The organism is Streptomyces sp., from assembly GCF_019510245.1.
Lineage (GTDB): Bacteria > Actinomycetota > Actinomycetes > Streptomycetales > Streptomycetaceae > Streptomyces.
The window spans coordinates 1-6,308 of record NZ_JAEKKT010000043.1; the positions used below are offsets into that span (position 1 = coordinate 1).

Annotated in this window: 8 protein-coding genes; 6 read left to right on the forward strand and 2 right to left on the reverse strand. The window is 71.8% G+C overall.

Translation table 11 applies throughout. From position 1 onward, the window contains the following. The coding region (locus JF597_RS01505; protein ID WP_293987498.1) for a C-terminal helicase domain-containing protein at window positions 1-705 on the forward strand (705 nt) is incomplete at its 5' end. Between the two features lie 249 nt (window positions 706-954). Here the strand turns inward: JF597_RS01505 and JF597_RS01510 are convergent. Then, window positions 955-1,824, reverse strand: coding sequence for a helix-turn-helix transcriptional regulator (locus JF597_RS01510; protein WP_293987501.1), 870 nt, complete (start codon window positions 1,822-1,824; stop codon window positions 955-957). Window positions 1,825-2,007: 183 nt separating this feature from the next. On the opposite strand from JF597_RS01510, the gene JF597_RS01515 reads away from it, so the two are divergent. Beyond that, window positions 2,008-2,223: a 4-oxalocrotonate tautomerase family protein gene (locus JF597_RS01515; protein WP_069758390.1), complete on the forward strand. Its 216-nt coding sequence runs from the start codon at window positions 2,008-2,010 to the stop codon at window positions 2,221-2,223. Between the two features lie 68 nt (window positions 2,224-2,291). On the opposite strand, the gene JF597_RS01520 is transcribed toward JF597_RS01515, so the two are convergent. Further along, window positions 2,292-2,924 (reverse strand): TetR/AcrR family transcriptional regulator, encoded by a 633-nt coding sequence (locus tag JF597_RS01520; RefSeq protein ID WP_293987505.1) that lies wholly within the window; start codon window positions 2,922-2,924, stop codon window positions 2,292-2,294. A gap of 45 nt (window positions 2,925-2,969) precedes the next feature. On the opposite strand from JF597_RS01520, the gene JF597_RS01525 reads away from it, so the two are divergent. The 4 genes from JF597_RS01525 to JF597_RS01540 all read left to right on the forward strand — a co-directional run. Further along, window positions 2,970-3,848 (forward strand): ABC transporter ATP-binding protein, encoded by an 879-nt coding sequence (locus tag JF597_RS01525; RefSeq protein ID WP_293987507.1) that lies wholly within the window; start codon window positions 2,970-2,972, stop codon window positions 3,846-3,848. Then, the gene (locus JF597_RS01530; RefSeq protein ID WP_293987509.1) at window positions 3,832-4,596 is read left to right on the forward strand and encodes an ABC transporter permease; all 765 of its coding nucleotides are present in this window, start codon (window positions 3,832-3,834) and stop codon (window positions 4,594-4,596) included. Before JF597_RS01525 ends, JF597_RS01530 begins: the two co-directional genes overlap by 17 nt. A gap of 98 nt (window positions 4,597-4,694) precedes the next feature. Then, window positions 4,695-5,489: a DUF899 domain-containing protein gene (locus tag JF597_RS01535; protein ID WP_293987514.1), complete on the forward strand. Its 795-nt coding sequence runs from the start codon at window positions 4,695-4,697 to the stop codon at window positions 5,487-5,489. Between the two features lie 80 nt (window positions 5,490-5,569). Further along, window positions 5,570-6,308: alpha/beta hydrolase (locus JF597_RS01540; protein ID WP_293987511.1), on the forward strand; the 739-nt coding region annotated here is incomplete at its 3' end.

The following is a 6,308-nucleotide window of genomic DNA, read 5'->3' on the forward strand; positions in this document are numbered from 1 at the left end:
GCAGGCGCCGTCTCGACGAGCGATCACCATGTCCTGGTCGTCCACGGCCCCGACCGGTACGCCGTCACCACGGAGATCGCCGCCCGTGACGGCCGCGTGCTGCTGTTCCTCGACACCAAGCACGGCGTCGACCAGCTCACCCGGCATCTGCGGGCCGGCGGAGTGCACGCCGCGGCCCTGCACAGCGGCAAGTCCCAGCCGCAGCGCACCCGTACCCTCGCGCAGTTCAAGGACGGCCAGGTGACCGTCCTGGTCGCCACCAACGTCGCGGCCCGGGGCCTGCACATCGACGACCTCGACCTCGTCGTCAACGTCGATCCGCCCACCGACCCCAAGGACTATCTGCACCGCGCGGGGCGTACCGCCCGGGCGGGTGAGTCCGGAAAGGTCGTCACCTTGGTGCTGTCGGGCCAGCGCCGCGAGACGAGCCGGGTGATGGCCGAGGCCGGCATCGAGCCGACCGTCACCAAGGTGCGCTCGGGCGAGGCGGAGCTGAGCCGGATCACCGGGGCCAAGGCCCCCTCCGGCACCCCGCTCGACCGAGGCCCCGCCGTGCCGCGGCCCAAGAACACCAACGCCCCCTTCCGCGGCCTCGGCACCAGCAAGGACGCCTCCCGCGGCACCGGCGGCAAGTCCCGCAAGGCCGACGAGGCCCGCAAGCTCGCGGAGGCCCGGAGGGCGGCCCAGGTACGTCGCGGCGGCTGAGCGCCGCGGGCCGGCGACTCTCGCCGTGCTGCATGTGGGACAGTCCCTTTTGCCGGGCCAGGCACGACGGGTACGACGGTCTCATCGTCCGCGACGGGGGGGTGTCGTCGATCGTCAAGGTCATCGACGGGCTCGTCCCCACAGGCCGACTCGAGACGGTCCTTCGCGATATCGGCGCCGCAGAGGCCGTCTGACTTGCAGTTGACGTACGGCCAGGCAACAGGTTGCCCTGCGGCACGACGGTTTCGGTCACCGGTAGCCGGGCGCGGTCTCGTCGTCGGCGGTCATGTCCTGGGTGCCGATGACGGAGAGCAGTTCCAGCTGGGCGGCACCCTCGGTGCCGGGCGGGGCGCTGAACCACAGCAGGCGCTGGCGTCCGTCCTCGCTGAACAGGGTGTGGCAGTCGACTTCGACGACTCCCAGCGTGGGGTGGACGAGGCGTTTGTGGTCGGTCCGCCGCAGCGCGACGTCGTGGATGTCCCACAGTGTGGCGAACTCCTCGCTGCGCCGCCGCAGATCGGACACCATCCCGGCGACTTCCGTGTCGCGACCGCGCCGGGCGGCGACGGCCCGGAGGTCGGCGACGAAGGCCCGGGAGTGCTGTGGGTGGTCCTCGGTGGGATAGACGGTGCGGGAGCCGGGGTCGGTGAACCAGCGGTGGACGAAGCTTCCGGCCGCCCCACGGCGCGTGGGAGCACGGCCGACCAGCGCGACAGCGAGTTCGTTCTGGACGAGCGTCTCGTGCAGGTCGGTGATGATCTGCGCGGGCGTCGTGGTGAGCCGGTCGAGCAGGCCGAGCAGGGCCGGCTGGGCATGAGCGTTCGAGCCGCGGGCCACCGTGGGAACGGGTCGGTCGGCGAGGTGGAAGAGGTGGTCGCGTTCGTCGCCGCCGAGCCGAAGCGCCCGTACGAGCGCGGCCAGCACCTGCGCGGAGGGCTGCACGTCACCTCCGCGCTCGAGTTCGGTGTAGTAGTCCGCCGACAGACCGGCCAGCTGCGCGACCTCCTCACGCCGCAGGCCGGGGACCCGGCGCCGAGGCCCGGTGGGCAGTCCCACGTCGGAGGGCCGCACGCGGTCGCGCCGGGATCGCAGAAACGCGGCGAGTTCGGCAAGGTTCATCCGCCCATCATCACGCGGGACACGGAGGCGGAGCCAGGGGATGCCGACCCCAGGGTGGACGCAGCCCTGGCTGTGCGTGCGGCAGCGGGCGAGGGTGGTGTGCGGCGGCAGGCCCGGCCGACGGCTTCGGTCCGCACAGCCGCCACCCGCAGACACACCCCGCAGACGCAGATGGAGCAGCGCATGCCGTTCGCGAACTTCAAGGTCCCCGCCGGCACCCTCACCGAGGAGCAGAAGGAACAGATCATCACCCGCACCACTGAGCTCTACGTGGACATCTACGGCGAACGTGCCCGCGCCACCACCCTCGTCCTCGTCGAGGAGGTCACCGACGGCGGCTGGGGCATCGGCGGCAACGTACTGACTCTCGCCGAACTCCGGCGAACGGCGGGGAGTTGACCGCTCAGGCGTGAGGGGCGGAGTGGTCGACGGCCTCGGTGGTGCTCCTGCCACCGGCCGTACCCACCTCACCCCTCTCCCCGGGCGGCCCCCTCCACCAGTCGCCGGATGTCCGACAGATCGGCCTCGAACTCCGCGTTGAGGTCGACGGGAAGGTCCAGCCAGGGCCCGAGACCGCTGTGGCCGGGGAGTTCGCTGTCCGGGAGTTGGCCGCGGCGGCTGCGCGGGTCGAGGGCACCGGGGGCGAAGCGGCCCGAGGCTTCAGAGGCGGCGAAGCCGATCACGAACGTGCTGATCAGCCGCTCGAGGCGGGGCACCTCCGGGTCCGGGACCCCGGCCTCGATCAGGGCCAGGTAGATGATGTCCACCGCTCGCACGGCGTCCGGTGTGACCGCGGGGCGCGAGAAGAGCAGGTGAGCGGCCCAGGGATGACGCTGGGTGACCTTCCGGCACGCGTGGGCGAGGGTGTTCAGCCGTTCGTCCCAGGCCTGTTCCGCCACCGTGTCCGACGGCAGCAGTGCGGACAGCAGTCGTCCGACCATCCCGTCCAGCAGTGCCGCCTTGTCCTTGACGTGCCGGTACAGCGCCATCGGCGTGACACCGACCCGGTCGGCGAGCGCACGCATCGACAGCGCCTCCAGGCCGCGCTCGTCGGCGATGTCCAGTGCCGCGTCCAGGATCTCTTCCCGCCTGCCACCCATGGGTCTACAGTGTAGACGTATACGCCGTAGACATGAGGGGGAAGGATGCTCGTAGCGGGCGGGTTGGTGAAGTGTCATGGCCGTCTTCGCGCACTCGACGGCTTCGATCTGACGGTCGAGCCCGGCGAGATCGTCGGCCTCATCGGTCACAACGGAGCAGGCAAGACCACCTTCGTGGAGATCGTCGCCGGTCTCCTGCTCCCTGACGCGGGCCGGATCCGCATCGGGCCGTACGACGCGTTGGCCGAAGGGCGGGCCGCGCGACGGCTCATCGGGGTGGCTCCTCAGGAGTTGGCCCTGTACGGCGGCGTCACGGTGCGGGAGAACCTGCGGCTGTTCGCCGGACTTGCCGGGCTGCGCGGCCGGCGCCGCGAGGCGGGGATCGGGCGGGTCCTGGAGGAGCTTCAGTTGTCGGCCCTCGCGCACCGGCCGGTGGGCGTGCTGTCCGGCGGGCAGCGTCGCCGGGTCCAGGCGGCCACCGCGATGGTCGGCTCCCCGCCCCTTCTGCTGCTGGACGAGCCGACCGCCGGAGCCGATCCGGAGACCCGCTCGGCGCTGCTGGCGGCCGTCAGGGCGCGGGCCGAGACAGGTGTCGCCGTGGTCTACACGACCCACTATCTCCCCGAACTCGTCGACCTGGACGCCACGTTGGCGATCGCGCGGGCGGGCCGGATCATCGCACGCGGCACCCAGCAGGAGCTCACCCGCCACCTGCCCGGCGAGCTCAGGGTCACCTTCGCCGACCCGGCGGAACCCGAACTGCGAATGTCGACCACGGATCCCGGCGCCGACCTGGCCGTCCTGCTGGCCTCCGGCCGTACGCCCGCCTCCGTCGACGTACACCGCCCCGGCCTGGACGACCTCTACCACTCCCTGGAAACCGCAGCGCTCGAGGGGACGCGGGCCCATGACGCCGCCGCGTGAGTCCGCCACCCGCCTCGGCGCCCTGGTACGCCACAACGCGCTGCTGATGCTGCGCGAACCCGGCCCGCTGCTGAGCCGGATGATCATGCCGCTGGTCTTCATGACCCTGCTGCGTCCGCTCTACCTGTCCGCGCAGGGCAGCACGGCCGGGACCGAACAAGCTGTCGTCGGCACGCTGGTCACCTTCTCGCTGCTCGCGCTCAGCATCTCCGGCAACGCGATCCTCACCGAGCGGCTCGGCCGCACCTGGGACCGGCTGCGCGGCACGCCACTGCACCCGGCGGAGCTGCTCCTGGGCAAGGCCGTCCCGGTCCTCACCGCCCTGCTCGCCCAGCAGCTCCTGATCGTCGGCTTCGGTGCGTGCGTGTTCGGGCTGCGGGTCCCGCATCCGTTCCTGCTGCTGGCGGTCCTGTTCAGCTGGAGCTGCACGCTGCTCGCGCTCGGGGCGCTGCTCGGCGTGCTGGTGCGCACCATGGGCGAGCTCTCGGCGGCCTACGACATCGGCGGCATGCTCCTCAGCAGCGTCGGCGGCGCGCTAGTCCCCCTCAGCGTCCTGCCGGCGTGGGTGGCGGACGTGGCCCCGGTCTCCCCCGGCTACTGGGCCGCCCACGGCCTGCGCGCCGCTCTCGCGGGCGACGACCGCACCGCCGCCGTGGCCTGCGGCACGCTCTTCGCCGTGGCCCTGGTCTGCGCCACCCTGGCCTCGGTCCGGCTTCAGGGGCGCAGCGGGCGGGTGGTGGCGCTCTAGGCAGGCACGCTCGCCTCGTGTCCGCGTCGGGCGCAAGCTGGACAGAGGACCCGTGTCCCCGTGCCCGGCAGGTGGCAGGAGTGGTTGGGAGGATCGAGATGACGGCGATGGCGCATCTGCCCGAGGTGGTCTCACGCGAGGAGTGGCTCCGCGCCCGCAAGGAGCTGCTGGCCGAGGAGAAGGAGGTCACCCGGGCGCGGGACCGGGTCAACGCCGCCCGGCGGCGGCTGCCGATGGTCCGCGTCGAGAAGCCGTACGTCTTCGAAGGTCCGCACGGCGAGGTGAGCCTGCTCGAACTCTTCGAGGGGCGGGCCCAGTTGGTCGTCCATCACTTCATGTGGACCTTCGACCTCGACGCCGACGGCACCGAGCACCCCCGCGACACCGGCTGCCCCAGCTGTTCCTCCGCGGCCGACCAGATCGGCAACCTGCGGCAACTCCATGTCCGCAACACCTCGCTGGCCGCGGTGACGAGGGCGCCGTACGCGAAACTCGCCGCGTTCCGGGAGCGGATGGGCTGGTCGTTCCCCTGGTACTCCTCGGCGGGCGGCGACTTCAACTACGACTTCCACGCGACGGTCGACGAGCGGGTCGCACCGGTACAGATCTTCCACCGCTCCGAGGCCGAGCTCGCCGACGCGGGGACGCCCTGGTCGCCGAGCATGCGCGGCGACTGGCCGGGGATCAGCGCCTTCCTGCGGGTCGGCGACGAGGTCTTCCACACCTACTCCACCTTCGGCCGGGGCATCGAGGAGTTCCACAACGGCTATCCCCACCTCGACCTCACCGCCCTCGGCCGTCAGGAGGCGTGGGAGGAGCCGAAGGGCCGCGCGACCCCGCTCGGGCTCCAGGTCGGCGGCCCGGCGATGCGGCTTCCCGACGAGTACGGCTGAGTGACGAGTCGGCTGGGCACCGATGACTTCCGCGTCCGCGCAAGGTCTTCCTCCCATACGGCTCCCGCAGAACGGAAGTGATGACCGTGCCGACCAGTTCCGCCCACGCCAAGGTCAACGGCCTGGAGATGTACTACGAGACCCACGGCGACGCCCCTGTCGGGAGCCGTCCGCTGGTGCTGCTGCACGGCGGCGCCCAGACGGTCGGCCTCGCCTTCTCCGCCGTACTGCCCGCCCTGGCCGCCGGCCGGCATGTCGTGGCTCCCGAACTGCAGGGGCACGGCCACACCGCTGACACCGACCGTGCGCTGACGGTGCCGGACCTGGCCTTGGACGTGGTGGCACTGCTCGACGAACTGGGCGTCCAGCAGGCCGACTTCCTCGGGTTCAGCCTGGGCGGGCTGACCGCGCTGGAGATCGCCGTCCGGCACCCGGAGCGCGTCGGACGGCTCGCGCTCGCCGCCACCATGTACACCCAGGACGGGGTCCACGAGGAGGTGCGCGTCCCGGACTACAGCTCGCCCCGGCTGCCCAGTCAGGCCGACTTCCAGGAGATGGCCGACACGTACGCGGCCGTCGCACCCGACCCCGAGCACTTCCAGGACTTCCTCGCCAAGGTCTCGGCGGGGGCGCACGCCCCGCTGCCCTGGACCGCCGACGACCTGCGCGGACTGAGCGCGCCCACGCTGCTGCTCGTCGGTGATCACGACTTCGTACGGGTGGAGCACGCGGCGGAGATGCAACGCCTGATCCCCGAGGCTCAGTTGGCCGTGCTGCCGGCCACCACGCACATGTCCCTCATGCGGCGGACATCTCTGC